The 23800-nt window shown below is 68.9% G+C and carries 22 protein-coding genes and 1 pseudogene; 11 read left to right on the top strand and 12 right to left on the bottom strand.

Annotated elements, in window-relative coordinates; genetic code table 11:
* Positions 1–122 precede the first annotated feature (122 nt).
* Positions 123–500, top strand: coding sequence for a hypothetical protein (locus tag AB0G13_RS19115; protein WP_357875882.1), 378 nt, complete (start codon positions 123–125; stop codon positions 498–500).
* Positions 501–641: 141 nt separating this feature from the next.
* Positions 642–908, top strand: coding sequence for a site-specific integrase (locus AB0G13_RS19120; protein ID WP_357875884.1), 267 nt, complete (start codon positions 642–644; stop codon positions 906–908).
* Positions 909–1163: 255 nt separating this feature from the next.
* Here AB0G13_RS19120 and AB0G13_RS19125 read toward each other — a convergent pair whose 3' ends face one another.
* From AB0G13_RS19125 to AB0G13_RS19135, 3 genes are all read right to left on the bottom strand, one after another.
* Complete coding sequence (locus tag AB0G13_RS19125) at positions 1164–3197, bottom strand: glycogen debranching N-terminal domain-containing protein (RefSeq protein ID WP_357875886.1); 2034 nt, start codon at positions 3195–3197, stop codon at positions 1164–1166.
* Positions 3194–3568, bottom strand: a complete 375-nt coding sequence (locus AB0G13_RS19130) for an SCP2 sterol-binding domain-containing protein (protein WP_357875926.1) — start codon at positions 3566–3568, stop codon at positions 3194–3196. Before AB0G13_RS19130 ends, AB0G13_RS19125 begins: the two co-directional genes overlap by 4 nt.
* Before the next feature lie 179 nt (positions 3569–3747).
* The gene (locus AB0G13_RS19135) at positions 3748–5064 is read right to left on the bottom strand and encodes an MFS transporter (protein WP_357875888.1); all 1317 of its coding nucleotides are present in this window, start codon (positions 5062–5064) and stop codon (positions 3748–3750) included.
* 341 nt (positions 5065–5405) lie between these two features.
* Between AB0G13_RS19135 and AB0G13_RS19140 the strand changes: the two are divergent.
* Positions 5406–5852: pseudogene (locus AB0G13_RS19140) on the top strand (response regulator transcription factor); the annotation flags it as partial.
* A 51-nt stretch (positions 5853–5903) separates the two neighbouring features.
* Here the strand turns inward: AB0G13_RS19140 and AB0G13_RS19145 are convergent.
* Both AB0G13_RS19145 and AB0G13_RS19150 read right to left on the bottom strand, forming a co-directional pair.
* Entirely contained in the window at positions 5904–7985 is a 2082-nt protein-coding gene (locus AB0G13_RS19145; protein WP_357875890.1) for a glycogen debranching N-terminal domain-containing protein, read from the bottom strand.
* A complete protein-coding gene (locus AB0G13_RS19150; protein WP_357875892.1) occupies positions 7970–8359 on the bottom strand; it encodes an SCP2 sterol-binding domain-containing protein in 390 nt (129 codons plus the stop codon). The genes AB0G13_RS19145 and AB0G13_RS19150 overlap by 16 nt, the downstream gene beginning before the upstream one ends.
* Before the next feature lie 666 nt (positions 8360–9025).
* Between AB0G13_RS19150 and AB0G13_RS19155 the strand changes: the two genes are divergently transcribed.
* Positions 9026–9379, top strand: coding sequence for a hypothetical protein (locus AB0G13_RS19155; protein ID WP_357875894.1), 354 nt, complete (start codon positions 9026–9028; stop codon positions 9377–9379).
* Between the two features lie 297 nt (positions 9380–9676).
* On the opposite strand, the gene AB0G13_RS19160 is transcribed toward AB0G13_RS19155, so the two are convergent.
* The 7 genes from AB0G13_RS19160 to AB0G13_RS19190 all read right to left on the bottom strand — a co-directional run bounded on the left by AB0G13_RS19160 (position 9677) and on the right by AB0G13_RS19190 (position 16238).
* Positions 9677–11032 carry a dihydroorotase gene (locus tag AB0G13_RS19160; RefSeq protein WP_357875896.1) on the bottom strand — a complete coding sequence of 452 codons (1356 nt, stop codon included), beginning with the start codon at positions 11030–11032 and terminating at the stop codon, positions 9677–9679.
* A complete protein-coding gene (locus AB0G13_RS19165) occupies positions 11025–11876 on the bottom strand; it encodes a hypothetical protein (protein ID WP_357875898.1) in 852 nt (283 codons plus the stop codon). Before AB0G13_RS19165 ends, AB0G13_RS19160 begins: the two co-directional genes overlap by 8 nt.
* The gene (locus AB0G13_RS19170) at positions 11870–13168 is read right to left on the bottom strand and encodes a Zn-dependent hydrolase (RefSeq protein WP_357875900.1); all 1299 of its coding nucleotides are present in this window, start codon (positions 13166–13168) and stop codon (positions 11870–11872) included. Before AB0G13_RS19170 ends, AB0G13_RS19165 begins: the two co-directional genes overlap by 7 nt.
* Positions 13165–13638 carry a hypothetical protein gene (locus AB0G13_RS19175; protein ID WP_357875902.1) on the bottom strand — a complete coding sequence of 158 codons (474 nt, stop codon included), beginning with the start codon at positions 13636–13638 and terminating at the stop codon, positions 13165–13167. Before AB0G13_RS19175 ends, AB0G13_RS19170 begins: the two co-directional genes overlap by 4 nt.
* Positions 13639–13753: 115 nt before the next feature.
* Positions 13754–14377 carry a hypothetical protein gene (locus tag AB0G13_RS19180; protein WP_357875904.1) on the bottom strand — a complete coding sequence of 208 codons (624 nt, stop codon included), beginning with the start codon at positions 14375–14377 and terminating at the stop codon, positions 13754–13756.
* Entirely contained in the window at positions 14374–15198 is an 825-nt protein-coding gene (locus AB0G13_RS19185) for an IclR family transcriptional regulator (RefSeq protein ID WP_357875906.1), read from the bottom strand. Before AB0G13_RS19185 ends, AB0G13_RS19180 begins: the two co-directional genes overlap by 4 nt.
* 29 nt (positions 15199–15227) lie before the next feature.
* Positions 15228–16238 (bottom strand): dihydroorotate dehydrogenase, encoded by a 1011-nt coding sequence (locus AB0G13_RS19190; RefSeq protein WP_357875908.1) that lies wholly within the window; start codon positions 16236–16238, stop codon positions 15228–15230.
* Positions 16239–16689: 451 nt separating this feature from the next.
* Here AB0G13_RS19190 and AB0G13_RS19195 point away from each other — a divergent pair, with 451 nt between their 5' ends.
* From AB0G13_RS19195 to AB0G13_RS19225, 7 genes are all read left to right on the top strand, one after another.
* Positions 16690–17697 carry a LacI family DNA-binding transcriptional regulator gene (locus AB0G13_RS19195; protein WP_357875910.1) on the top strand — a complete coding sequence of 336 codons (1008 nt, stop codon included), beginning with the start codon at positions 16690–16692 and terminating at the stop codon, positions 17695–17697.
* Positions 17694–18494 (top strand): ABC transporter ATP-binding protein, encoded by an 801-nt coding sequence (locus AB0G13_RS19200; RefSeq protein ID WP_357875912.1) that lies wholly within the window; start codon positions 17694–17696, stop codon positions 18492–18494. Before AB0G13_RS19195 ends, AB0G13_RS19200 begins: the two co-directional genes overlap by 4 nt.
* Before the next feature lie 86 nt (positions 18495–18580).
* Positions 18581–19336 carry an ABC transporter permease gene (locus tag AB0G13_RS19205; RefSeq protein WP_357875914.1) on the top strand — a complete coding sequence of 252 codons (756 nt, stop codon included), beginning with the start codon at positions 18581–18583 and terminating at the stop codon, positions 19334–19336.
* A 67-nt stretch (positions 19337–19403) separates the two neighbouring features.
* On the top strand, positions 19404–20420 hold the full coding sequence (locus tag AB0G13_RS19210; RefSeq protein WP_357875916.1) for an ABC transporter substrate-binding protein: 1017 nt from the start codon (positions 19404–19406) through the stop codon (positions 20418–20420).
* Complete coding sequence (locus tag AB0G13_RS19215) at positions 20417–21196, top strand: ABC transporter permease (protein WP_357875918.1); 780 nt, start codon at positions 20417–20419, stop codon at positions 21194–21196. The genes AB0G13_RS19210 and AB0G13_RS19215 overlap by 4 nt, the downstream gene beginning before the upstream one ends.
* Before the next feature lie 39 nt (positions 21197–21235).
* Complete coding sequence (locus AB0G13_RS19220; RefSeq protein WP_357875920.1) at positions 21236–22138, top strand: nucleoside hydrolase; 903 nt, start codon at positions 21236–21238, stop codon at positions 22136–22138.
* Entirely contained in the window at positions 22105–23070 is a 966-nt protein-coding gene (locus AB0G13_RS19225; protein WP_357875922.1) for a ribokinase, read from the top strand. The genes AB0G13_RS19220 and AB0G13_RS19225 overlap by 34 nt, the downstream gene beginning before the upstream one ends.
* Positions 23071–23800 lie beyond the last annotated feature (730 nt).

Genomic DNA, 23800 nt, shown 5'->3' on the forward strand with positions numbered 1-23800 from the left:
GTGCTCGGGGTGGGCCTGTGCCACCCGTGTCCTCGATCCGGTTGAACGTGCGCCACCCCCGTGCTCTGCTTTCGGGAGACAGAAGCCTCCCGGTTTGTTCACGTCTCTTGAGGAGGGACTACGTGCGAAGCGCCGACGAGCGTGACACCGCCGCCCGAGGTCCGGTGAGACCGCCGAGGAGCCGGTCGGCCGGGAACCGCACCTTCGCGTACCTGGTTATGCTCGGCTGGCACGGACTGGTGATCATCGCCTACTTCGTCCTCCTCGACCGGCAATCCGGAATGAGGGTGTCGTATGGCAACTCACCGTGGGAAGACATGCTGATCTTCGGGGTCACTGTCGGTGCACCGGTACTTCTCGGCACCCTGCTGGCAGGTTTGATCCTGCTCCGGAGACTCCTAACAAGAAGCCGGATCAACTCGGCGATCGCGCTCGGCACCGCCGCCGCGTCCCCGACGCTCCTGTTTGTGGCGGCGGCCGCTGGCCCTGTCCTGCGCTGAGTGCGCTGGTGAGCCGCACCCTTGGGTCCCCGTCAGACCTGCATTGCGCACCTCGCTCAGATCTCGATGATCCCGACACGCCTGTACGAGGAATCACGCCGCGCGTCACTGAACGCATAATTCCTCTTATCCGGGGCCCTCGTGGCGCTGCACCGGCACCTCGACCGGTGCGCCCTGTCCGCCAACACCATCAAGGCGTACCGGGCCCGCGTCCGCGCGTACGGCGCATGGCTCGCCGCGCACGCCCGCGACCACCCGGACGCCTTCGTCGACCAGGTCGGCGCCGAGGCCGCCGTCACCGCCTGGCGCCGGCACCTCGTTGCCACCAAGGGCAGCCCGTCCACCGTCAATCAGGCGCTCGCCGCCATCGACCTGCTCTACGAGACCGGCGCCGCGGCCTACGGCTGAAGGTCAAGCGGGCCCGGCCCTGCTCGGCCACGCCTCCCTCGACACCACCGCCCGCTACTTCCGAGCCGGCACCGCCGAGCAAGCCGGCGTCGGTGGGCGTATGTGGGAGATCGAGTGGCTGGTGGCCCGGTGCGGGCGAAGGCCGGGCAGCGGCATACGTGTGAACTTCCACTCGGGCTCGCTTATGACACTGGCCCGGTCGAAACATCCACCACGACAGATAGCTGAGCTGGCGCATTGGGCATATCTCGCTACTCACGATGGTTGTCCGCCCGCCGAGACGTCGGCGCGGCCCCACCGCCCATGGACGCCATGCAGGGTGATCCGGCCGAGCGGATCGGGAATCGTCGGATCGGTCGCCAGGCGGCCGGCGTGTGGCTCCATGCCGAGCATCGTTCGGAGCAACAGCATGGGTGTGCCCGTCGACCACGCCTGCGGACTACACGCGGTGGGGTACTGGACGGGGTATTTGGTCAGCTCCCGGTCGTAGCCGGCGAATGCCTCCGGTAGGCGCCCCTGGAAGTACTGCGCCGCATCGATGATCGCTTCCGCGATCCGCCCGGCCTGTTCGGCGAAGCCGTAGCGCCGGAGCCCCCAGGCGATGATCGAGTTGTCGAATGGCCAGACCGTGCCGACGTGATAGCCGACCGGGTTGTACCGTCCCTCACCCTGCGCCAGTGTGCGTACGCCCCAGCCGGAGAAGAGTTTCGGTCCGGTCAGGTGGGCGGCGATCGCGCTGGCGCGGGACTCCTCGACGATGCCGCTCCAGAGCAGGTGACCGATGTTCGAGGAGAGCGCGTCCACCGGCCGGCCGTCGGTGTCGAGGGCCAACGCATAGAATTCACGGTCCGCGACCCAGTAGTCGCGGTTGAACCGGTGCTTGAGATCCGCCGCCTGTGCTTCGAGCGCGTCGGCGTACGCCGGATCGTTCCAGAACTCCCGGGCCAGCCGGGCGCCGCGAATCTTCGCGTCGTAGGCGTAGCCCTGCAGTTCACAGGTTGCCCGGGGCAGCCCCGGCAACGTCCCGTCGTGGTATGAGATGGAGTCCCAGGAGTCCTTCCAGCACTGGTTGTCCAGCCCGGTCTGCTCATTCCGACGCTGGTACCACAGGTAGCCGTTGCCCATGATGTCGCCGTACTCGTCGATCCAGTCCAGCGCGGCCCGCGCGACCGGCTCGAGGTGCCGCACCAGGGCGGCGTCGCCGGTCCAGCGCTCGTACTCGTCGAGCAGCACCACGAACAGGGGAGTGGCGTCAGCCGAGCCGTAGTACGGCGAGTGGGGCTGCTCTGCGAACGCGACCGTCTCCCCGTACCGCACCTCGTGCAAGATCTTGCCGGGCTCCTCCTCGCCGAAGTCGTCCAGCCTGCTGCCCTGCAGAGCTCCTAGTACCTGCAGCGTCGTGGCCGCGAGGCCCGGCACGAACGGCAGCGCCTGCAGAGACACGAAGATGCTGTCGCGACCGAAGATGCTCATGAACCATGGCAGCCCGGCCGCCGGAACACTCTCCCCGCCGGCGATCAGCGGCATGAACCGTAGCGCGGCAAGGTCGACCAGCCCGCGCTGATATGCCGTCGCCAGCGACTCGTTGTCGCACTCGAGCCGTGGTGCGCGACGCAGCCAGACCTCGAGGTCCTGGCGCATCTGTGGCCTCGTCCGACCGGGCCGGCCCTGAAGGGTCACGCGAATGTCCCGCCCGTCCGGTCCCACCGTCTCGACACGTATCTCGGCGCCCCACTGACCGTGGGGTTCGAGCCTGACGGTGAAGGTCAGGCCCCGTTCGTCAACAAGGGCGGGCGGGTTACTCGTGATGACGCTCTCGCGGCGGAAGGTCCCCCGCTGATAGCCGAGACGCAGACAGCCGTTCTCGATTCGGGTGTAGTAGCTCCCCTTCTTCTGCCGTACGTCCTTGATCTCGAACAGGTCGGCGAAGTCGCTGCTGGCGTCGACGCGGATGCACACGTCGACCGGCTCCCGCTCATGGTTGAGGACGGTCAGTTGCTCGTGCATGCTGCCGATGATCGAACGTTGGCGGATCACGGACAGCTCGGGTTCGATGCGGGGCGACGGGGCGACGGGGACCAGGAAGTAACGCGTCTCGTAGTACTCCAGCTCATCAACCGTCAGTGCCTGCAGCCGTTCGCCGTTGACGCTCAACTGCCAGGTCGACAGGAATCGTGTGTCGAACGAGAAGAGACCGGTCGGAAACGTGGGCGACGCGACGATGTCGCCGTTGGAGTCGCTCACCACGAATGTGCCGCCGTCCAGAATTCTGACGAGATCCGTGCTCATGGCCGGTGCTCCCGACCACTGCCGGCCCGCGGGTGGCGTGCCCCAGGCGGACCGGGGAAAATGCGTTCAAAGCGGGCCAGCAACATCAGATCACCCTCAACCATGACCTCGTTTCGCAGCCATGCCCGCCGCATACGTTCGCGGCCGGTCACCATGACGTCGAACAGCGCCTGATCGGTGCGAGCGACGCAGTCGGCCCCGCGTTCCTCCCGCGACACCCGGACCTCCCCGTTCCTGATCTCCACGAACCAGTGGTTCGTCCGGTGATCCTGGCTAAGGCTAAACAGGATCGTGCCCTCCGTCTTCTCCAGCAGGGGCTCATGCCCTCGCCTGCGAACCGCCTCGAAGAACTCGCCGGTCGGATCCCGAATGGGTGCTCACCCCCTATGCGACACGCCACCCTTCACCCGGAAGTAGACCCCCTCGACGGCGTCGTATCCGGGGTTACCCACAGGAGGTACATTCCGGGGGTTACCCACAAGAGGTGAACCGACACGTGCGGAGCCCGTAGCGATGGCGATCAAGGAGTCACGAGGTTCATGGCGTCGAACTACCACCGAGCTGCCGGGGGTATTGTTGATCGAATTGCACGGTTCCGGTGGGCCAGCAGGCCGCCGACGGTCGTGGCGGCGCCGGCTATCACCATCATGATCACCATCGGAGCGATGGATCCGTTGGTCGCGCCGGTAAGGAAAAGCGCTGGAATTGGCAAAAGTGCGCCACCGATGAGCACTGCGATGGTGATGCTGGTCGCTACACCGATATAGCGAAACTTGACTGGAAACAGGTCTGCCGTCAGTGCCGGCGCTACCCCGCTGAAGATCCCGTACGAGACGGCTCCGACCATCATCGCCGCCAGCAGTTCCGGCACGGACGATGCGCCGACCAGCCAATACGATGGCGCCGCCCAGAGGATCAACCAGACGCCGGAAACGATGATTGCCCGTTCCCTGCCCCACCGGTCCCCGTAATAGGCGCTCACGATGGCAACGATGACTATGACGGTCGCGGTCGGCACCAGTCCGAGTTGCACCCTGGAGACGGGCAGAGTCGGTACGTAGACTTTGACGTATGCAAGTAGGCTTGTCAGGTACGCATAGGCGAAGGCGGCCGGGCCAATCCCCATCAAGATCCCAATCGCAACGGGCCGGGGCGCTTCCCGAAGGAGCGTTCGGATCTGGCCGGCGCCGGCGGTTCGTCTGACGTTTGGACCCTTCGTCGCGGCGACGAACTCTGGCGTCTCCGCCAGTCGGGAACGAAACAGCAGGCCGACGATCACCAGCAGCGCGCTGAACAAGAATGGAAGTCGCCACCCCCACACCTCGAATACCGCCGGACCCACGGCGACGTTGACCACCATCAGCGTCACCGCGACGATCAGGATCCCCAACGGGAAGCCAATTTGTGGGAACGACCCATATAAAGTCCGCCGATGCGGCGGCGCATACTCGACGGCAACCACCACCGCTCCCGGATATTCGCCACCGACGGCCATCCCTTGCGCCAGTCGGAGTGCGACCAAGAGGAGGGGTGCGGTTATACCGATGGCCGAGTACGTCGGAAGCAGTCCGATGCCGACGGTCGCCACACCCATCATGGCAAGGGACCCGAGAAGGGCAGGTCGCCTGCCGGCACGGTCACCGATGCGGGCGAACAGTGCAGCACCCAGCGGCCGCATGAAGAAGGCAACAGCATGACTGGAGAAGGCAGCCACGGTGCCAAGCCAAGGGTGAAAACCGGGAAAGAAGAGCGGGCCAAAAACCGTTGCCGCAATGAACGCATAGAGCAGGAAATCATAAATTTCGATCGCCGTGCCGATCATCGCGACGAACGCGACCTGTCGCGGCGTCAGGAAGGTCTTCGGCATCAAACCCCCAGATACGGCTACTTCCTGCAGCTAGCTTCGATGAACATCGTTACCTTTCCACTCCAGTCGAAAGCATCGTGACCTTCCCACTTATGCCGAAGGTAAACACCGACTTTCTTGCTGCCCTGTCCGTGCGAAGCCTTCTGGCACGTCCACCAGGCCGACCAGATCGAGACAGCATCGTTTAGCCCTGAGCCGACCGAAGAACATCAAACCCCTCCGGGAAACCGGGGAAACCTCACCGCCGTGTCGTGGACGTGCCGCCTGGCCCGCACCTCACCAATCTGCGAAAGCTGAGTATGGGCGGGCCTGATGGACATCCGGATGCCGCAGATGGACGGGTGGCCGCGACCCCGGCCATCATCGATGCCCGGCTGCCGGTGCGGGTGCTGATCCTGACCACCTTCGACTTGGACGAGTACGTGGTGGGGGTTGCGCGCCGGGGCGAGCGGCGTATAACTGGCCAACGACGTGCCGGAGGAGGTGGTGGCGGTGATCTGCAGGGTGGCGGCCGGGGACGCGGTGGTCGCCCCACGCAACCTGAAGCGGCTGCTGGACCGCTTCGCCGACGTGCTGCCGGACCCGTCGGCGGCGCTGCCGAAGGCGCTGAGCGCGCTGACCGAGCGGGAGCGGGAGGTGCTGGTGCAGGTGGACCGGGGGTGTCCAACGCCAAGATCGCCCGGGCGTTGTCGGTCAGCGAGACTACGATCAAGACCCACGTCGGGCACGTGCTGACCAAGCTGCGGCTGCGCGACCGGGTGCAGGCCGCCGTGCTGGCGTACGAGTCGGTCTGGCGCAGCCCCGGCGGTGAGGTCGTCGCGCCCTGTCAGCGGCAACGGTCAGCGCGGCGATGCCCCCAGGCTCGGCTGCCGACCTGCGTGCGACTCTGGTGCCACCTTCCCGATCGCGTCGACGCGGCCCCACCGTCCCGGAATGTCGAGCAGTTCGAGCCGGCCGAACCGGTCGGGCAGCGCCGGCGCCACCCTCAAGTCGGCACCGTACGGCTCGAGGCCGAGCAGCGTACGCACCAACAGCAGCGGCGCTCCGGTGGCCAGAGCCTGCGGGCTGTTCGCGGCCGGGTACCGCACCGGGTGCCTCGTCAACTCGCGGTCGTAACCCCCGAAGGCCTCCGGCAACTGCCCGTCGAAGTAGTGGGCGGCGTCGATGATGCCCTCGGCGATGCGTCCCGCCTCGCGGGTGAAGCCGTAGCGGCGCAGACCCCAGGCGATGAACGAGTTGTCGAACGGCCAAACGGTGCCGACCTGGTAGCCCAGCGGGTTGTACCGCCCCTCCCCGTCGGCCAGGGTGCGCACGCCCCAGCCGGAGAAGAGCCGGGGGCCGAGCAGGTGTTCGGCGATCTTCGCGGCCCTTGACTCGTCGACGATGCCGCTCCACAGCAGGTGGCCGATGTTCGAGGACAGCGCGTCGACCTGGCGGCCGTCGCGGTCGAGGGCGAGGGCGTAGTACTCACCGTCGCGGACCCAGAAGTCCCGGTTGAAGCGCTGCTTGAGCTCGGCCGCCTGCCGTTCCAGTCGGTCGGCGTACGCCGGGTCGTGCCAGAACTCGCGGGCCAGCCGGGCGCCGCGGATCTTGGCGTCATAGGCGTAGCCCTGCAGCTCGCAGGTGGCGCGGGGGAGCCCCGGGAGCCGGCCGTCGCGGTAGGAGATGGCGTTCCAGGCTTCCTTCCAGCACTGGTTTTCCAGCCCGGTCTGCTCGTTGCGGCGCTGGTACCAGAGGTAGCCGTTGTCCATCATGTCGCCGTACTCGTCGATCCAGTGCAGGGCCGCCCGCGCCTCGTCCTCGTACTCCCGCACCAGCGCGACGTCCCCGGTCCAGCGCTCGTACTCGTCGAGCAGGATTACGAACAGCGGCGTGATGTCGGCGCCGCCGTAGTACGGCAACGTCGGCTGCTCCTCGAACGCCGCCACCTCGCCGAGGCGCGCCTCGCGCAGGATCTTTCCGGGCTCCTCGTCGCGGAAGTCGTCCAGCACGGTGCCCTGGTTGATCCCCAGAACGCGCAGCGTCGTAGCGGCGAGGCCCGGTGCGACGGGCAGTGCCTGCAAGCTGGTGAGAATGCTGTCGCGGCCGACGAGGGTCGCCGCCCACGGCAGGCCGGCGGCGGGCATCGCCTGACCCGGAAGCGCCAGCGTCGGGTACTGCAACGCGACAAGGTCCACGAGGCTGCGCCGGTACGCCGTGCTCAACGCGTCCCAGTCGCACGTCAGGCGCGGCGCGTCGCCGAGCAGCCCGTCGAGATCGTGCTGGGGTCTCTGCCTGGCTCCTTGGCGACGCTGAGACAGATGATCGCGAACATCCTGCCCGTCCGGGCGCAGCACCAGCGCCCGCACGTGCAGGGTCGTGGTCCACTCTTCCTGCGATCCGAGCCGGATGTGGTACGTCAACCCGTGCTCGTCGATCCGGGCCGGCTCGGTCGTGGAGATCAGCGTCTCGCGCCGGAACTTCTCCCGCTCATAGCCCAGACGCAGACGACCGTCCTCGGCACGCCTGTAGATCCGACCCACCGGCTCCCGCGGTTGCCCGAGCACGCCCAGTGGGGAGAAGTCGCTGTCCACCTCCACCCGGACGGCGAGATCGGCTGGTTCCGCGGCATGGTTGAGCACCGTCAACCGTTCCTCGAAGCTGGCGGCCAACGATCGCTCGCGGATCACCGACACCTTGGCGTCCACGTAATGCGTCGGCGTGCCGGGCACCAGGAAGAACCGCACCTCGAAATAGGATCGGTCGTCCCTAGCCAGCGCGCTCAACCGTTCACCGTTGACAGTGAGCCGCCACCGCGACAGGAACCGGGTGTCGAACGAGAAGAACCCGACCGGCACTGACGGTACGGCTTCGATGTCGCCGCCACCGTCGCTCAGTACGAAACTGTTGCCGTACAGGATCCTGATCAGGTCCGATTCCATCTCTTCCCCTCACGATCGCGGGCGATGGTCCGCGGATGGCGCGCCCCGGGCGGCCCGGGGAAGAGCCGCTCCAGCAGGATGACGAACTGGAACTGTCCTTCACTCGTAATATCGTTTCGAACCCACGCCGGCAGCGGTTTGGCCTCGCCCCGAGCCATCCGGTCGAAAAAGGCGTCGGCGGTGCGGATGACGGTGTCCGCGTCGCGATCCTCCCGCGACACCCGCACATCACCCTTGGTGATGGCCACAAACCAGTGGTCGATCCCATGGTCGTGCTCGATGTCGAACCGGATTGTTGCCGTGGTCTTCCGCAACAGCCGTTCCCGTCCATGGCGGCCGAGTTCATCGAAGAACTCTTCCGACGCATCAGACATGGCACCACCCCCCCGCAGAAAATCCGGCGGACCAAGACCAGCATCACTTGGATCAGGGGTGGGGGCCTCACCCGGAACGGATGAACTTGGCGGGAGGCGCGGTGAACTCACCCGATCCGGGTGATGCCGCAGGCCCCGTTCGCGGTCAGGCACGTTTCCGCCGTCGCGGACGACGCCTCACGTTCCGGGAGAGGGCCTCTGTGAGGGCGAGCCCGGCCACCGTCGACGTTCCGGGCACGGGCGCGCGGAACAACGGGCGGGGCCGTCGACGACCGAGATCGTTACCTCGCTGCCCTGGCAGGGAGTGCCAAGTTGACGTCTGATCTTGGTTGTTGAGGTGGTCAGTGGTTGGCGGGGGTGAGCCGGCCCTCGCAGGCGATCTGGAAGGCGTTCAGGGGTGCTTTCCAGCGCATGGCCCAACGCCGGCGGTCTGCGCCGGTCGAGTCCTTGGGCGGCCTGCTCGCGCTGGCTGTTCCTGACCCGCTGGTGGCGGTCGACGCGACCCTGCGCGCCGTGGGGCGGTCTGGAGTATCGGGTTCGAGGGTCGGGCCGGTGGTGCCGCCAGCGCCAGTCGCCGGGGCCGCAGCCGCCTCTCGTCTCTCACCGTCACGCCCACGCTGCCGCGACGGTACGGCGCGGGTCGAGTCGGGCTGGCACACTCGCCGCATGACAGGATCCATCATCCGGGCCGAAGTCGAGTCTGGTGCCACGTACGACGACCCGACCGAGGAGCTACTGCTCGATCTCGCCGAGCGGGTCCACTCGATGGGCGAGGAGTTCCTGGTTGTCAATCGCACTGGCGCCCCCGACGGGCAGACCTTCATCCAGTGCGCTGAGACCAGGGATGACGACGGGATGTGGCGCCTGGTCGTCGAGTACCGCGAAGGCGGGCCGGACCGCCACTTCCGGGCGTACGTCGACGAACTGGATGTGCTCCAGTCGGTCATCACCGGTTGGGCGGCCGGCCGGCTCGACTGGCGCGGCGGCCTCGAATGGGAGCGGCACACGTTCGATCAATGAGTTGCCATCGAACCCGGCACAACCGGACCATTCAAGATCTGTAAAGGTATGGAGCAACGCCAGTAGGCTCCAGAGGATGGCGTGGTGAGCGAGTCGGACCGTGGGCCGGTCCCGTGGACCCAGGTGTACCGGACTACCAGTTGGGCGACCAACTTCGCGTCGACACCATCCGCCGGCTGTCCCGGCCCGTTCTTCGCCACCACGTCAGGATCCTCCTGCATCGATGGCCGTGATGGCGGCGTCGGCAACGGCGCCGCGCCAAACAGCCTCTATCAGCGAAGACTCCGACTTCATAGGTCAGGCGCGGGTTGAGCCGTCCGGACCGGGGATGGCTGACCAGGCGAGCCTGCCGCCGATGATCGTGGCGGCAACCCGAGTCGAGAACCGATGACCGGAGAACGGTGTGTTCCGGGCCAGGCTGGCCAGTCGGGCCGCGTCGACCGTCCAGTCGGCGTCGGTGGAGACCAGGCACAGCGTGGCGGGCATGCCTACCTGGAGCGGATCCCCGCAGCCGACAGCTGTTCCGCCGATCGCCGCGGGCCGGATGGCCATCGCCTCGGCCAGGCGGCGCCATGACATGAGGCCCGTGCGCACCATGGTCTCCGCGACGACCGGCAGCGCGGTCTCCAGTCCGAGCATGCCGGGTGGCGCCTCGCACCAGGGACGGTTCTTGGTGGCGGCGGGGTGTGGCGCGTGATCGGTGGCGACCACGTCGATGACCCCCTCGGCGAGTGCTTTTCGCAGGGCCGTCACGTCCTGGGCGCTCCGCAGCGGCGGGTTGACCTTGTAGCGGGTGTCGCCGGTGCGTATCAGTTCGTCGGTGAGCAGGAGATGGTGCGGGGTGACCTCCGCGGTGACTGGCCAGCCTCGCGATTTGGCCCAGCGGATTATCTCCACGCTGCCTTGCGTCGAGACATGGCAGATGTGCAGCGGGGTGTCGTCCGCGCCCGCAAGCACGCAGTCTCGGGCGATAATCGCCTCTTCGGCGACGGCGGGCCATCCGGGCAGGCCCAACTCGCGGGCGACCGCCCCGTCGTTGGCCTGGGCGTTCGGGCTCAGTGGCGAGGACTGGGCGTGCTGGGCGATGAACCCGCCGACGTCGGCCGCCCGGCGCAGCGCCTGTCGCATCAACGCGGGGTCCTCCACACACCGGCCGTCGTCGGAGAACATCCGGGTGCGGGCGGCCGAGGCGGCCATTGCCTCAATCGGTGCCAGCGTGGTGCCGTCGAGGCCGACGGTGACCGCGCCCACGGGCTGTACCTGGCAGTGTGCGGTGCGTTCGGCCACCTCGGCGACGTACTCCACGCGTCGCGGATCATCCGCCACCGGCTGGGTGTTCGCCATGGCGAACACCGTCACGTAGCCGCCCTTGGCCGCCGCGAGCGTGCCGGTGGCGATCGTCTCCGCGTCCTCCGCACCGGGTTGACGCAGGTGGGTGTGCAGGTCGGTGAGCGCAGGCAGAGCGATCAGGCCATGGCAGTCGATGCTGTGGACGGCGGGTCCCTGCCCGGCGGGGTCGAGCGCGGCGATCCGGCCGTTGTCGATCAGCAGGTCCACCGGTTCCTCGCCGTAGGGTCGTACGCCCCGCAGCACGGTGGGTGGCAGCAGCGGTTGCCGTGGCAGCGGGCGCAGGTTCCAGCCGGGCTCAGTCATCCGCGGGTCCCCACTTGAAGACCGGCCCGTCCAGGCATACCAGAGGAGCTTCGGTCCCCATGCTCCGTTGCCCTGAGGAGCAGCCGTGGCAGTATCCGAGGCCGCACGCCATGTGCGCCTCGACGGACACCTGCACCTCCGCATCCCACCGTCTTCCGAGGTCGGCGGCGAGATCGGTCAGCCGTTGCGAGCCGCAGGTGAGGATGAGCTGCGGAGGATCGGCGGCCAACGTCGAGGTGAGCAGGGTGGACAGGAAGTCCGGATCGCTGGTCCCGTCCGCGTCGGTGACCTGGTGCAGGTGCTCGACACCGCCCCGGCGCAGGACGTCGGCGCCGATCAGCACTCCAGGATGGCGGGCACTGATGACGGCGACGGTCGTACCGCCACGGCCGGCGTTGACCGCGGCGACCATGGTCAGCGAACAGGTGCCGATGCCCCGGCCCAGCAGCAGTACCCGGCTGGTCGCGGAGGAAAGGTGAAACCCCTGCCCGAGCGGACCGGTCGCGAGCATGGTCTCGCCGACGGCGAAGGTGGCGAGCCGGCGCGTACCGCCGCCGACGACGCCGTAGATCACGTCGATCGTGCCGTGTTCGGGCGCGGTGTCGTAAATCGCCATCGGCCGCGGCAGGACGGGGGCGGTTTCGTCGGCGCGCGCCGCCGTGAGCATCACGAACTGGCCGGGTTGGGCGCGGATGGCGATGGTCGGGGCGTGCAGGCGGAGGAACCGGTACCGGTCGCCGACCGGTTCGTGGCGCAGGACCGGCGCGTGGTGCCAGGTGGGTGGGGGCCGGTGCGCCAGCGGCAGGTCGAGCGGGACGAGCCGCCCGCCAGTGGTGTTCAGCACGACCCCTCCGCCGGCGATGTCGTGGTCAGTTCGTGATCGAGGGCGAGCAGGCTGCGGGCGAGCAGGTCGGTTCCGGCGGCGAGATCCGCGCTGCTTGTCCACTCCTCGGGGACGTGACTCAGCCCGGCCCGGCTCGGCACGAAGATCATTCCTGCGGGCACCACCTTGTTGATCATCTGGCTGTCGTGGCTGGCGCCGCTGGGCAGGACCCGGTACGCCGTCCCCGTGGCGGTGCAGGTCTCGGCGATCCGGCGGCGCAGCCAGATCGGCAGCACCACCGGGGAGGCGTCGCCGAGCAACTCGATGTCCAGGCTCACCCCGCGTCGCCCGCAGATGGCGCGGGCACCGTGGATCAGCTCGGTCGCAGTCGACCGCTGCCGGTCGCTGTCCACATCGCGGATGTCCACGTAGAGCCGAGCCTCGCCGGGGATCGTGGTGATCGAGCCCGGTTCGAGTTCCAGCCGGCCGACCGTGGCCCGAGTGCCGTGGTGCCGGGGGTCGGTTGCGATGCTTTCGGCGAGGAGCGTGATCTCCGCCGCGGCCGTCATGGCGTCGGCCCGCTGGTGCATCGGCGTTCCGCCGGTGTGCGAGGCGCGGCCGTGCAGGTCGAGGCGGAACCGGGTGCTGCCGGAGATGAGGTCGACGATGCCGATCGGCACGCCCTGGGCTTCGAGCACGCCACCCTGCTCGATGTGTAGCTCCACGAACGCCGCCCAGTCGTCCGCGCGCCACCGCGCTTCCTCGACGCGGTTCGGATCGAGACCGACAGCCCGCATGGCCTCGGCGAGACTCACTCCGTGGACGTCCCGCCGGTCGGCCAGATCGGACGAGCTCAGCAGGCCCGCCGCGATCCGGCTGCCGGTGCACGCCTGGCCGAACCGGGCGCCCTCCTCACCGGCGAACGCCACGAACCTGATCGGATGGGTGTGCCGTACGTCCGCCTCGACGAGAAGCCGGGCGACCTCCATGGCGGCCACCACCCCGGCGATGCCGTCGAACCGTCCGGCCCGCGGCACGCTGTCCAGGTGGGAGCCGGTGCCGATGGCGGGGGCGGGCCCGGCATCGCCGGGCCGTTCGGCGTAGCTGTTGCCCGCCGCGTCGGTCCATGTTCGCAGGCCCAGCGCGGAGAGCTGGTCGGTGAACATCCGGTGCGCCGCGCGTTCCAACGGGGTGTACGCGAGTCGCGTCACGCCGTCGGTGCTCTCGCTGATCTCGGCGAACTCCGCCAGCAGGTCGGCCAACCGGCTGGCGTCGGCCAGGGGCAGGGCGACGTCGACGGTGTCCAGGCTCATCGCTGTGTCCGCGAGGAAGCTGCGGCGGTGACGACCGGGGTGCCGTCAACCGCTGCCAGGACCGCGTCGGTGACGGGTAGCGCCGCCGCGACCGCCACCACCTCGGCTTGGGCATGGGCGAGCAGGAGCCGGAGCGCCGGCAGCGCCGACATGTCGTGCCAGGAGGCGGCGAGAAGCGCGACGCGTGCTCCGGGGGCCGGGGCCGGGCTCAGCGAGAGCAGCCCAGAGTCTTCGTAGATGCGCACGGTGGGGAGGTCCAGCTCCCGGGAGACGACGTGGGCCAGCACGCCGTCGTCGAGGTTGTCCCGCACGGCCACCACCGTCGGTGTGTACGGCCGCAGCGCGTCGGCGATCGCCGCGCCGACGAGTTCGACGGCCGCCGCGGCACCGGCACGGTCGGCCGTGACGGCCCGGTGGAGTTCGTCGACAGCTGCGGCGAGCTGGCTCGCCGGTGTTGGGTGAGTGTTCATGGCGTTCGTGGCGCGGTGACCCTCGGCGTTGGCCATGGGAAGGAAGCGCCGTCCCCCTTTCAGGAATCAGTGGACCGACAGCGGTCGGAGTCTGGGTGAAGCGGTGGAAACTGGGTCACGCTTGTTGTACGTCGACTGTGCCCTGGCGGTCCCGGACTCGCGGCTGATCGGGGATGTGCAGGTCCGCCGGGGTGAACAGAGCCCGGACGGGGCAGCGGGCCGCAGCCTCGCCCTGGCCGCCGCTGCGGTCGACGGCCGCCAGTACGGCAGGCACCACCACACCGCGGTCCCGAAGCGCGTGGACGGCGGTGGTGGCCCGTGAGCCGGACATGATCACGTCCTCGACGAGGACGACGCGTTCGCCCGCATGCAGTTCCCCCTCAATCTGCGTCGGGTGTTCGCCGGCAGCAGGGGTGGGGACCACCGCGAAGGGCAGACCGGTCTCCAGGGACAGGGCGGTGACGAGCGGTGTCACCTCCGCCCGGGCGGCCAGCCGGTCCGTTGTGGCGTCCAGCAGGTCGGCCATCAGGGCGGCCATGCGCCGCAGGATCGTCGGGCGGGTTTCGAACAAGAAGACATCTATGTAGACGTCGATCGGGCCGGCCGGGGCGAGGGTGAACTCGCCGGGCAGGCACGCCGCGGCGCGCAGATCGCGGGCAAGTTCCAGCCAACGTTGGTGGCGGTTTTGGAAGGCGGTCGTGTCGCCGGTGCCGATGGTGCTGGGGGCGGCTCTGTTCATGGGGTCCCTCGGTAGGTCGCGGTGCTGTCCGTCTGGTCGGCATCGGTGATCAGCGGTGACGGGGTGAACTCACTGCTGTAGCCGAGTTCGGCGCTGAGCCGGGCCGCCGTGACGAGCACCAGATGAGTCGCCCGGGCCCGGGCGACTGGATCACGCATCCGGTCGGCGGCCGCAGCGAGCGTGATGCTCGCGCAGGTCGCGCCGGTGGACGAGCGAACTGGCGCGGCCACCGCCCACACGCCTCGGTCCAGCTCGTCGTCGCAGACGTCGTAGCCTCGAGCCCGGACGACCGCGAGGTGTTCGACCACGGCGTCCGGGGTGGCCGGGGTGTCCGGGGTGAACGCGGTGAGCGGCCGTTCCGCGAGCAGCGCGCGGACGATGTCTGTGTCCATATCGGCGAGGAGAGCGCGGGCGGACGCCGCCGCGTGCAGCGGCATTTCCTGGCCGATCCGGACGAACAGTCGCAGCGGGTGCACGCTCTCGATGAGAGCGATGCAGACCACCCGGTTGCCGACCAGTTCGGCGAGGAATACCGTCTCCCCGGACTCGGCGGCCGCGGCGGCCACCGCAGGGTGCGGGGCGACCAGTGTGGAGGTGCGGCGGCTGTTCTGTTCAGCCAGTTGGCGGGCGGCGGGGCCGAGGAAGTAACGGCGGTTGACCGGGGATCGGGCGACGAACTCCTGTTCGGCCAGGACCGCCAGTAGCCGGTGCGCGCTGCCGAGCGGGATGTCGAGGGTCTCGTGTAGGTCCTTCATGCTCATCCCGTCGCCGTGGTGGGCGAGGGTCCGCAGAATTTCCAGCGCTCTGACGACCGGTTGCACGCTGTCTCCTTCGAATTGGCTCGGTGGGCTCAGACCCGTAGTGAGCCGACGACTTCCGAGACGGACATGGTGCCCGATGCGGCCAGCAGCGGCCCGAGCTCCCGCACGATCTCCGCCATGGCGTACGGGCGGGCGAAGTTGGCCGTCCCGACCTGGACTGCGCTCGCCCCAGCGAGGAGGAATTCCAGGACGTCCCGCGCCGAGCTGATGCCGCCGCAGCCGATGACCGGGATGTCGACCGCGCGGGCGGCCTGCCAGACCAGGCGCAGCGCGATCGGTTTCACCGCGGGTCCGGACAGTCCGCCGACGCCGTTGCCGAGTACGGCCGTACGGCGGGTGGCGTCCACGCTCATCGCCGGGAAGGTGTTGGCCACTGTGATGGCCGTGGCACCGGCGCGCTCCGCGGCGTGGGCGATGTCCACGATCGACGTCACGTTCGGGGTGAGTTTGACGAACACCGGTACGTGCGAGCGGGCCACCACACCGGACACGACCCGCTCGACCGTGGCCGCGTCGGTGCCGATGGCCAGGCCGCCGTGTTCGAGGTTGGGGCAGGAGACGTTCACCTCGAGCGCTGCGGCGCCGTGGCCGGCCAGTTGCTCCGTCGCCGTCCAGTACTCCGCCACGGTCAGCCCGCCGACGCTGATGATGGTGGGTACGTCGGTGGCGAGGTAACGGGGGAGTAGGCGGGAGCGGAATTCGTCGATACCCGGACTGGGGATGCCGACGCTGTTGAGCATTCCGTCGGGAGTCTCGGTGATGCGGTGTGCGGGATTGCCGGAGCGCACCGCGGCGAAGACGGTCTTCGTAACCAGCGCGCCCAGCTCGTCCAGCGGCACCAGCGTGCCGAGTTCCGGGCCGAAACAGCCGGACGCGGGCATGACCGGGTTACTCAGCCGGATATCACCGAGAGTTACCGTTAAATCGATGCTGGCTCGTTGTTCCTGGGTCCAGAACCGAGCTCTCGAGTCGGCCTCGCCGCCCGGGATGGCGACTGAAATACCCGAGTTGTCGGTTGAGGCATGCAGTCTTGTTTCCACTACGCGGATGTACCTCTTCCGTCTGGGAAGAGTCGACTATGCGTCACCGGCCGTGGTTCGTCAAGGGGTGGAGAACTCTGCCCGGGGAAGCGCCAGAGCTTTCGCATCGCTCTGAGAGTCGGCGCGTTTCAGCATGTGGAAAGCGGTGTGGTCAAGCGCTGTTCGCTAGTCATGATGCGGGCTTCCCGCCGGAAAGGCTTCCGCTCTCCGGCTACTCAGCGCAGTCTCCGGGACCGCTGACCCGGTCTGGAGGGCGCGCATCAGAGTGCCGTGAGTGCCCAGGCGGTCCGGGTGGCTTCCGACTGGCCGAAGTTAAGTTTCTGTTTCGCTAGGCGACGGTCACGCGTGCCGGTGACGCCAACGAGCGTTGGCCGGGTCCGAGGTTATCAACACGTATTGACTACCCCATGTGATGGACGTATCTTCGGCTCTCCTTCCCCCGGAGGTGTTCATGAAGGTGACTCGAGCCGATGTGGCCAGGTGGGCGCAGACCTCGCCGTCGGTGGTCAGCTATGTGCTCAACGGCGGTCCACGCCCGGTCGCACCAGCCACCCGGGCCCGGGTCGAGGCAGCCATCCGGGACCTCGGATACCGCCCGAACCGCGTGGCCCAGGCGCTCCGCCGTACCCGCAGCGGCTTCCTCGGCCTGTTGATGCCGGACGGCGGCAACCCCTTCTTCGCCGAGCTGGCCAACGCCATCGAGACCGAGGCGGCACGCCGCGGAAAGCTGCTGTTCCTGCTGCACTCCGACGGCGGCGAGGAGGGCGAGCGACTCGCCGCCATGGGGGATGTCCGGGCCGAGGGGGTGCTGTGGGTGCCGCACCACGAGAGCCCGTCGACCGCATCCGCCCTGGCCAACTCGCCCTGCCCGGTGGTGGTCCTCGACCGAGTGCCGGCCGATGCGGCGACCGGGTACGACTCGGTCGCGGTGGACCACCACCAGGGCGCCCGGCTGGCCACCAGCCATCTGGTCGAGCACGGCTTCCGGCAGGTGTCGTGCCTGTCCGGCCCGAGCGAGACCATCGTCGGGCGCGACCGGACATCTGGTTGGCGGCAGGCGCTGGCCGACCACGGCATCACCGACGGCGTGTGGGAGGTACCGGCGGACTTCACCCCGGAGGGCGGACGGGCGGCCGGGAACGAACTGCTCGACCGGTTGACCTTCCCGGCCGCCGTCTTCGTCGCCTCGGACCGGCAGGCGCTCGGCCTGCTGCGCGCCGTGCGCGAACGGGGACTCGACGTACCGCGAGACATCGCCATCGTGTCCTTCGACGGCACGGACGTCAGCGCCTACACCACGCCACCGCTGTCCACCATGCGGCAGCCCCTGCCGGCGCTCGCGGCCGGCGCCCTGACGCTTCTCGAGGAGCGAATACGCGACCCGTACCGACCGGCGCGGCACATCGCCCTGCCCGCCGAGCCCGTGTTCCGAACAAGTTGTGGATGTGGACAGCCATGAGTGTGCCAACCGGAAACCCCACCGCCGAACGCCGTTCCCCACAGGCCGCGCAGGAAACTCTGCTGCGGCTGTCGCAGATCACCAAGGAGTACCGGTCCGACCGGGGCAAGGTGGTGCGCGCGCTCCACGAGGTGTCCCTCGACGTGCGGCAGGGCGAGATCCTCGCCATCATCGGCGCGTCCGGCTGCGGCAAGTCCACCCTGCTGCGGATCATGGCGGGCCTCGACACCATCACCTCCGGGCAGACGGAGTGGTCACGCCGGCCGACACCCGGCCGAGACATCGGTTACGTCTTCCAGGAGCCCGTCCTGCTGCCCTGGCGCAGCGTCCTGCGTAACGCCTGCATCGCCCCGGAGACGTTGAAGGAGCCGCGGCAGCAGTACGAGCCTCGGGTACGCGAACTGCTGAGCCTGGTCGGACTGACCGACTTCGCCGACGCGCTGCCGCGCGAACTCTCCGGCGGAATGCGGCAGCGGACCTCGATCGTGCGGGCGCTCGCCCACGATCCGATGCTGTTGCTGATGGACGAGCCCTTCGGCGCACTCGACCAGATCACCCGGGAGAAGCTGCACGACGATCTGCTCAACATCTGGACCGCGACCGGCAAGACCATCGTGTTCGTGACGCACAGCGTCGACGAGGCCACCTACCTCGCCGACCGGGTGGTCGTGCTCTCACCCCGCCCCGGCCGGGTACGCGCGGTCCACGACGTCCCCCTGCCCCGGCCCCGCGACGCGCGGACGAAGCTCGATCCGCGGTTCGCGGAGTTCCAGGCCATGCTGCGGGGGGAACTGTGACGGTTCAGACCTCGACACCCGAGCCGACGGCACCGGCCGTCGCGCCGGCACCGGGTGGTTGGTCGCGACGCGGCCGCCTGCGACTCGTGGTCAAGCCCTTCGTGGCGCTGCTGTACGTCCTCGTGATCGTCGGCGCCTGGGCCGCGTACCAGGCGGTGGCGGACGTCCCGCGGTACCTGCTCGCCAGCCCGACCGAGGTCGGATCGCAACTGCTGGACCTGGTACGGACCGGAACGCTGTGGACCCACCTGGGATACACGGTCCGCAACATCGGTGTCGGCTTCGCGATCGGGGCGGTGATCGGCGCGGCGCTGGGAGTGGCGGTCTCCCGGTCGCAGGTCGTCGACGCGATGCTCTCCCCGTTTCTCGTCGTGTTCCAGGCGATGCCGAAGATCGCGCTCGCGCCCATGTTGGTGCTCTGGTTCGGCCTCGGCCTGACCAGCCAGCTTGTGCTCATCGTGAGCCTGTCCTTCTTCCCGATCCTGGTCGGCACCGCCACCGGGCTGCGGCAGGTGAACCCGGGCTACCGGGACCTCGCCACGATCGTCGGGATGAACCCGGTAGCCCGACTGTTCCGCATCGACATCCGCGCAGCGTCGCCGTCGATCTTCGCCGCCGCCCGGGTGGCCGCCGTCGACGCCATGACCGGAGCGGTCCTCGCCGAGTGGATCTCCTCAAGCCAGGGACTCGGCTACCTCCTGGTCGAGGCCAACTCCTCCTACCAGGTCCCCATGCTGATGGCCTCGATCGTGGTGATCGTGGCTGTCGGACTCGCCCTCTACCAACTGGTCTCCTACGTGGAGGCCCGCGCCCTGCGGTGGCGCGATCCCGTCACGGCCTGATCACACGACCTGTCCGTCGTGGGCCGCCCCCCATCGAACTGGAATACGAGGTACACCCATGCGCTCCATGACCCGTAGATCCCTCCTTGCCGGTATCGCCGCCAGCACCGTCATCGCCCTCACCGCCGGCTGCGGCGGCGTCGAGGCCCCCGGCGGCGGCACCGACGGTGGCACGACCAAGGTCAGCATCCAGATCGACGGCGCCGCCGCCCCCTACTACGCGCCGCTGTACTGGGCCAAGGAACAGGGCTACTTCACCAAGCAGAACCTCGACGTCGAATTCCTGTACGCCGACGCCGCGACTATCACCAAGAACGTGGCCGCCAACAACGTCCAGTTCGGCTTCCCGAACGCTGACAGCGTGATCCAGGCGGTGGCCAACGGCGTGCCGGACCTCGTCGTGCACACCACGTACCAGCAGGGCATCGGTGCACTGCTCACCCTCGCCGACTCCGGCATCACCAGCCCGGCCGACCTGAAGGGCAAGACGGTCGCGGTGACCAGCCTCGGCTCCCCGAACTACGTCCAGCTGACGGCGATTGCCGCCTCGGCGGGCCTGGACGTGAAGAAGGACCTGACGGTCAAGGTCGTCGGTACCGGCGCCATCGTCTCCGCACTGCAGAACAAGCAGGTCGACGCGATCGTCTTCTCGCGGCTGCGCTACTACACCCTGCAGGCCGCCGGGGTGCAGGTCACCCAGATCCTGTCCAACCAGTACCTCCCGTCGTTCGGCAACGTCGTGATCACCGGCCAGCAGTTCGCCAAGGAGAACCCCAAGGCCGTCACCGGATTCACCACCGCGCTGAACGCCGCGCTACAGGACCTCATCGACGGCAAGCTGCCGCAGGCCGTCGAGTTGTCCATCCAGAAGTACGCCACCAGCTTCGCCGGCCAGGAAAAGTCGGTCACCCAGGTGATGCAGGAAGTCTTCGTCAAGGACCTGTGGCAGAGCGACGCCACCAAGGCGCACGGGCTCGGCTACGGTGACCCGACGGCATGGCAGAACGCCGTGGACGCGCAGAAGAAGTACGGCCTGATCCAGGGCGACGTGCGGGCGTCCGACTTCGTGAAGGCCTCCTCGTGACCGAGCAGCGACTCGGCAAGCTACCGCGCGCCGTGCTCGGCACGGCGTCGGTAGCGGCCTTCCTACTGGCCTGGCAGGGCTACGTCCACCTCGCGCACGTGCCCACGTACACCCTCCCCGGCCCGATCGAGATCGTGACGTACACCTGGCGGATGCTCACCGGCGAGCAACTGCTGGTCCACCTCCGGGTGACCGGTGCCGAACTGCTGCAGGGGGTGGCGATCGGCTTGACGGTCGGCGTGCTCACCGGGGTGGCGATGTCCCGATGGCGCTGGCTGGAACGAGCGGCAATGCCCCTGCTGGTGTTCATCCAGATCACCCCGAAGATCGCGATCGCCCCACTCCTGGTGCTGTGGCTCGGGCTCGGCGTGACCAGCAAGATCACCCTCGTCGCGCTGGTCACGTTCTTTCCGGTACTGATCAACACGCTGGCCGGGCTGCGCGGCATCGGCACGAACTACCGCCACCTGTGTCAGGTGCTCGCACTCTCCGGCCCGCGGCGGTTCTTCCAGCTCGAACTGCCGATGACCCTGCCGCACATCGTGGTCGGGCTCCGCCTCGGCGCCCTGGCCGGAGTCACCGCCGCAGTGATCGGCGAGTTGATCGGCGCCCAGGGTGGGCTCGGATACCTGGTCGCACAGAGCCAGGAGACCGACAACATCCCGCAGGCAATGGTCGGGCTGCTGCTGCTGAGCATGCTCGGGCTGGTCTCCTGGTCCGGTATCGGTGCCGTCGCCGGCTGGCTCCGCTCCCGCTTCGGCGTGACCGATGGCTGAGCCGCCGCGGAGCCGCTGTCGTCGGCGGAGGCCGGGACGATGACCGGGACACCCCGGCGCATCGTGGTCGACACCGACGGAGGCGTGGACGACCTGGTGGCACTCGCCTGGTTGCTGCGCCTGCCGGATGTGGAGATACCGGCGATCATCGCCACCGGCGGGGCACGGTCCGCCGATGTCGTCGGGGCGGCGGTCACCCATGCGCTTCGCGCGCTCGCTCCGGCCCGGCGGCCGTTGCTGCTGCGAGGCGCCGAGATCGACCCCGCCGCGCGGGCCGCAGTCCCGTCGGGCGCGCGGCTGCACGGCGAGTACGGTCTCGGGCCGCTCGCCCCCACGCACGGCGCCGAGTTCGACGGCGACATACGCGTCGACCCGTCACTGCCGGCGCACACCGACTACCTGGTGCTCGGCCCGTTGACCACCGCCGAGCGCCTCGCCGGGCAGGTGGGTCACTGGCCGGCGCATGTCCGGCTGACCATGATGGGTGGGGCATTCTCCCTGCCCGGCGTGGTGCGGGGCGCCGAGCCGAACTTCGCCCGCGATCCCCGGGCCGCCCGGCAGTTGTTCGCCGAGCCGCCCGGCCGGGGGGTACGGGTTGTGCCGACGGACGCGACCACCCAGGCGAGCTGCCCGCCGGAGGCCGTCCTGCGGGTGCTCGCCGGCGGCAACGGCTGGCCCGGGGTACGTGCGCAACTGCTGGCGCACTACTGGTCCGGCACAGCCAGCCGATACTGCCACGACCTGGTGGCCGCAGCTGTCGTGGCCCGCCCGGAGGTGGTGGCGGTCGAGACGCCCGCCACGGTGGCCGTCGACGCGTACGGCCGGTCGAGCATGACCCCCGAGGGGAACTTGGCCGTGACGGTGGTGAAACGCCTCGACAACACGGCGTGGCGCGAGATCGTCCTGGCATGGGCGACGGACAGAGAGGCGACGATGCGTTGAACGGCCCGAAGATCGCGGTGGTGGGCAGCGCCAACCTTGACCGCATGGTGGTGACCGACCGGCTCCCCGGGCCGGGGGAGACACTGACCGCCCGGGAGTACCGGGAGGGTGTCGGCGGTAAGGGCGCGAACCAGGCGATGACCATCGCCACCCTCGGTACGCCCGTCGGCTTCGTCGGATGCGTCGGCGCCGACGCCGCTGGTGAGCAGGTGCGGCAGCGGCTCGCCGGCCGGGGCGTGGACGTGTCGGGGCTGGCGGTCGTCCATGACGTCCCCACGGGGACCGCGCTGATTACGGTGGACGGCGCCGGCGAGAACGTGATCGTGGTGCACCCCGGGGCGAACGGCGCACTGGACGCGGCCCGCGTCGACCGGCACCGGGACATGATCGCGACGGCAGCGCTCACCCTGATGCAGTGCGAGGTCGAAACGCCCGCTCTGGAGCGCGCCGCAGCGCTGGCCGGGGGCCTCCTGGTGCTGAATCCCGCGCCCGCAGCTCCGCTTCCCGACGCCCTCGTACGCCGGGTGGATGTGCTGGTGCCCAACCGGGCCGAGTTGGCGGTCCTGGCCGGCACGTCCCCGCCAGAGAGCCTGGACGACGTGGCGAGCGCCGTCGGCAAGCTCGGGCTCGCGGCGACCGTCGTGGTGACGCTCGGGTCGCAGGGCGCGGCCGTGATGGAGCCGGACGGCCGGGTTGATCACGTTCCGGCGCTGCGTACCGAGGCCGTGGATACGACCGGCGCCGGCGACTGCTTCTGCGGAGCCCTCGCGACCGCCCTGGTGGCGCGGCCGGGCCGGGCCGTGGCGGAGGCCGCCCGCTGGGCGGCCGTCGCGGCGGCGCTGTCGACACGCGGCCGGGGCGCGCAAGGCGCGCTGCCGACCCTGGATGAGGTGTCCAGGGCGATGAGCGCCACGGACCGTCCGTTCTCGTAGCAGGCCTCCACAGGCCCGTTCGACCCACAGCACCAGCACGGCTGGTCGACCCGGGGTGGAGCGCGAGTCGGCCTTCACCTCGTCGAGCCATCTGGCGGCGATCCCGCTGCTGGGTGCGTGCGTCTCCAGGTCAAGGGGCTTGACATGAGCAACTTGCGCCGTAACCGCCAGCACCTCGGAGTTGGCGGTTACGGCGCACACAGCCCAGCGCCGCAGCGTCCCCCGTCACGCTGGCCCGCTGGGCTTGGTGTTCTGACGGACAGGGCCCGGACATGCGGTGGAAGGTCGGTGGCGATCCCAAGCGCCGTGCGGGGGCTGAACACAGGCACGACGAGAATCCTGGCACGCACGGCTTCTACGAGAAGCATGAAACGGACAAGGCGCCAGCCACACAGCCGCCGGACCAGGTGGCAGGTTTCTTCCAAGGCGACGTCCAAGTGTTGGAGTCCTGAAGGGGCCTCGCTGGCGTATTCCTGATCGACGCCGGAGTAGAGACGACATCCACGATCAGAAGCTGGTGACCGTGTGGGCTGTGGCGTTGGGGCATGGCGAGTTCGGTGGGTGGTACGGGGTCCGGTCTGTTCCCGGTAGTCGGCGAGCTTACGCACGCTCCACCGGGTGAACGGCCGCCCCAGTGCTTGGGTTCTAGGAGTCGTTGCAACACCCCAGCTCAAGGGGTGCGATGGACTTCGAGATCCGAGAGGACCGGACGCCGCAGGGAGCTAGAAAG

The sequence above is a fragment of the Micromonospora sp. NPDC023633 genome, from assembly GCF_040640035.1.
GTDB lineage: Bacteria > Actinomycetota > Actinomycetes > Mycobacteriales > Micromonosporaceae > Micromonospora.

Coding starts and splice junctions, on each gene's coding strand:
- AB0G13_RS19125 (WP_357875886.1), bottom strand. CDS start 3,197: ATGAGCACGGATCTCGTCAGAATTCTGGACGGCGGCACATTCGTGGTG.
- AB0G13_RS19135 (WP_357875888.1), bottom strand. CDS start 5,064: ATGCCGAAGACCTTCCTGACGCCGCGACAGGTCGCGTTCGTCGCGATG.
- AB0G13_RS19145 (WP_357875890.1), bottom strand. CDS start 7,985: ATGGAATCGGACCTGATCAGGATCCTGTACGGCAACAGTTTCGTACTG.
- AB0G13_RS19150 (WP_357875892.1), bottom strand. CDS start 8,359: ATGTCTGATGCGTCGGAAGAGTTCTTCGATGAACTCGGCCGCCATGGA.
- AB0G13_RS19155 (WP_357875894.1), top strand. CDS start 9,026: ATGACAGGATCCATCATCCGGGCCGAAGTCGAGTCTGGTGCCACGTAC.
- AB0G13_RS19160 (WP_357875896.1), bottom strand. CDS start 11,032: ATGACTGAGCCCGGCTGGAACCTGCGCCCGCTGCCACGGCAACCGCTG.
- AB0G13_RS19170 (WP_357875900.1), bottom strand. CDS start 13,168: ATGAGCCTGGACACCGTCGACGTCGCCCTGCCCCTGGCCGACGCCAGC.
- AB0G13_RS19175 (WP_357875902.1), bottom strand. CDS start 13,638: ATGAACACTCACCCAACACCGGCGAGCCAGCTCGCCGCAGCTGTCGAC.
- AB0G13_RS19180 (WP_357875904.1), bottom strand. CDS start 14,377: ATGAACAGAGCCGCCCCCAGCACCATCGGCACCGGCGACACGACCGCC.
- AB0G13_RS19195 (WP_357875910.1), top strand. CDS start 16,690: ATGAAGGTGACTCGAGCCGATGTGGCCAGGTGGGCGCAGACCTCGCCG.
- AB0G13_RS19200 (WP_357875912.1), top strand. CDS start 17,694: ATGAGTGTGCCAACCGGAAACCCCACCGCCGAACGCCGTTCCCCACAG.
- AB0G13_RS19210 (WP_357875916.1), top strand. CDS start 19,404: ATGACCCGTAGATCCCTCCTTGCCGGTATCGCCGCCAGCACCGTCATC.
- AB0G13_RS19220 (WP_357875920.1), top strand. CDS start 21,236: ATGACCGGGACACCCCGGCGCATCGTGGTCGACACCGACGGAGGCGTG.
- AB0G13_RS19225 (WP_357875922.1), top strand. CDS start 22,105: ATGGGCGACGGACAGAGAGGCGACGATGCGTTGAACGGCCCGAAGATC.